Here is a 3,214-nt window from a genome sequence, read left to right as displayed (position 1 = left end):
CCCGCGCGCGAGGTCGCCGAGACGCTCGGCTTTTCCTCGGCAGCCTATTTCACGCGCGCCTTCGCGCAGGCGACGGGGCGCACGCCCTCCGACTTCCGCGCCCCCGCCCGGCGCGCTTGAGAACAGCGCTCGGAGGCGGCCGGATGCCCCGGGGAATCCGGTTGCACACGCAAGGAATGTCGTTTTTCATATCAATGGGTCGCAAACGAACAAGGCTCCGCTACAACTTCCCGTTGACGGTTGATGATGTTCCGCGCGGTAATGAGCGCACGAACGACCGGACGAACACGCAGAGGGGCCGGTGCCCCGACGCCCACCAACGAACGACCGACGCGGCCCGCCGGACGACGGAACGCGCAAGACGGCCCAGAAGGGCCACGACAAAGAACACAGGGAGAAGCCAAGAATGACGTCATCGCAACAGAAGGGTCTCGCGCGCCATCCGGCCGCCGAGATGTACGCCCGTGAATACGCCGAGGGCAAACTGAGCCGGCGGGAGTTCCTGACGCGCTCGACCGCGCTCGGCGTCAGCGCCGCGGCGGCCTATTCGCTGATCGGCCTGCCCCAGCCGGCGGCGGCGCAGACCGAGCCCGTCCAGGGCGGAACGCTGAAGATCCAGCAGATCATCAAGGCGATGAAGGACCCGATGACCTACGACTGGTCCGAGCTCGGCAACCAGACGCGGGGCTTCCTCGAGTACCTCGCCGAGTACCGTGACGACGGCTCCTTCGTGCCCATGCTGCTCGAGAGCTGGGAAGCCAACGACGACGCCACCGTCTACACGCTGAATGTCCGGCAGGGCGTGAAGTGGAACAACGGCGACGACTTCACCGCCGAGGACGTGGCGCGGAACTTCACCCGCTGGTGCGACGGCTCGGTCGAGGGCAACGCCATGGCCTCGCGCTTCAACGGCCTGCGCAACGCCGACACCGGGCAGGCGCGCGAGGGCGCCATCGAGATCGTCGACAGCCACACCGTGCGCCTCAACTACTCCGAGCCCGACATCACGCTGATCGCGCAGGTCTCGGACTATCCGGCGGCGCTGGTGCATTCCTCCTTCACCGGCGGGAACCCCTACGACAACGGCATCGGCACCGGACCCTACCGGCCGCTCGAGATCGAGCCCGGCCTGCGCGCCACGCTCGAGCGCATCCCCGACTTCGAGTGGTGGGGCACGGCGGTCTACGGCGGCCCGTATGTCGACCGGATCGAGTACATCGACTACGGCGTCGACCCGATCTCGTGGCTCTCGGCGGCCGAGGCGGGCGAGGTGAACCTGCTCTACGAATCCGTGGGCGAGTACATCGAGCTTCTCGACGCGATCGGCTGGACCAAGTCCGAGACCACGACCGCGGCCACCCTCGTCATCCGGCCCAACCACGCCTACGAGGTCGACGGGCGCCGGCCCTATGCCGACGCGCGCGTGCGCCGCGCGCTGACGATGGCGGTGAACAACCAGGTTCTGCTGGAACTGGGCTACGCGAACCTCGGCTCGGTGGCCGACAACCACCACGCCTGCCCGATCCACCCCGAATACGCCGACATCGGCCGCCCGGTCTTCGACCCGGCCGCCGCCGGGGCGCTGATGGCGGAGGCCGGCTTCGCCGACTTCGAGCACGAGCTGATCTCGCCCGACGAGGAATGGCTGTCCAACACCGGCAACGCCGCCGCCGCGCAGCTGCGCGACGCGGGCATCCCGGTGCGGCGGACCATCACGCCCGGCGCGACCTTCTGGCAGGCCTGGGCGACGCACGGCTTCTCGACCACGTCCTGGAACGGGCGGCCGCTGGCGGTGCAGAACATGGCGCTCGCCTACACCTCCACCGGCTCCTGGAACGAGACGGCCTTCTCCAACGCGGAGTTCGACGCCGCGATGGCGACCGCGCTCTCGCTGGCGGACGCCGACGAACGGCGTGAGGTCATGGTGACGCTCGAGACGATCCTGCAGTCGGAAGGCATCATCATCCAGCCCTACTGGCGGTCGCTCTACAACCACCACGACGGCAGCCTCGTGAACGCCGAGAAGCACCCGGCCCACGAGATCCACGTCCACCGGATCGGCTTCGCGGCCTGATCCTTCGCCAAGGACCGGGGGAGCGCGTGCCGCGTTCCCCCGGCAGGCGGCCCGACGCCCGGCGACCGTCGCGCCGGCACGTTCGGCGCATCCCCCGAGGTCGATCCCAGGAGGACCCGTTGGCGACGTTCATTCTGCGCAGATTCCTCGTGATGACGCTGACGGCGCTCTGCATGACGCTGATCGTCTTCCTGCTCACGAACCTCCAGCCCAATCTCGAGAAGGTCGCGCGCTCGCTCGCCTCGGTCCGCATGAGCGACGCCGAGATCGCCACATGGCTCGAGAACCGCGGCTACAACCAGCCGATGCTGTCGCGCTACGGCGAATGGCTGGGCGTCGTGCCGGGATGGACGCGCGAGGCGCCCGACGGCACCGTCACGGGCCGCTGCATCGAGCGCGGCATGGACCCGGCCGAGGCGCCGGCGCGCTGCGGCCTCCTCCAGGGCGACTTCGGCCACTCGACGGTCTTCGACAACGACGTGGGGCCGATCCTGTCGCGTGCGCTCGGGCTGACCGGCATCCTCATGTTCTGGGCCTTCGCGGTGATGATCCCCGCGGCCCTCCTCATCGGCATCCTCGCGGGCATGCGCGAGGGCTCGCGCATGGACCGCACGCTCTCCACCGTCTCGATCACCTCGACGGCGACGCCGGAATACGTCTCGGGGGTCATCTTCATCGTGCTCCTCGCCTCCTCGACCACGGGCCTCTCGCCCTGGCTGTCCGAGATGGGCTGGATCGAGGGGCGCACGCTCTTCACCGGCACGGCGCGCTCGGCGATGGAGGAGGGCGTGACCTTCGCCAACTTCACGCTGCCGGTGATGACCATCGCGCTCTACGGCATGGGCTACATCGCGCGGATGACGCGGGCCTCCATGGCCGAGGTGATGACCGCGCAGTACATCCGCACCGCGCGGCTCAAGGGCGTGTCCTTCCGCAACATCGTGCTGAAGCACGCGCTGAGAAACGCGCTGATCGCGCCCTTCACGGTCATCATGCTCCAGTTCCCCTGGCTCCTGACCGGCGTGGTCATCGTCGAGACGCTGTTCAACTACAACGGCTTCGGATGGACGCTGGTGCAGGCGGCCTCGAACAACGACATCGAGCTTCTGCTCGCCTGCTCCATCATCGCGGTGCTCGTGG

General features: G+C 68.4%; 3 protein-coding genes. All 3 read left to right on the top strand.

The genetic code is table 11. The annotated features are described in order from the left end of the window. Positions 1 to 120 (top strand): AraC family transcriptional regulator (locus ACTS11_RS08410; RefSeq protein WP_442639877.1); only part of this gene is annotated, 120 nt, incomplete at its 5' end. Between the two features lie 286 nt (positions 121 to 406). Beyond that, positions 407 to 2,074 (top strand): ABC transporter substrate-binding protein, encoded by a 1,668-nt coding sequence (locus ACTS11_RS08405; RefSeq protein ID WP_442639876.1) that lies wholly within the window; start codon positions 407 to 409, stop codon positions 2,072 to 2,074. A 119-nt stretch (positions 2,075 to 2,193) separates the two neighbouring features. Then, positions 2,194 to 3,214: ABC transporter permease (locus tag ACTS11_RS08400; protein WP_442639875.1), on the top strand; the 1,021-nt coding region annotated here is incomplete at its 3' end.

The organism is Roseicyclus sp. (assembly GCF_052168335.1).
Lineage (GTDB): Bacteria > Pseudomonadota > Alphaproteobacteria > Rhodobacterales > Rhodobacteraceae > Roseibacterium.
The sequence above is the reverse complement of the archived record's forward strand: the minus strand, read 5'-3'. Positions and strand labels throughout refer to the sequence as shown.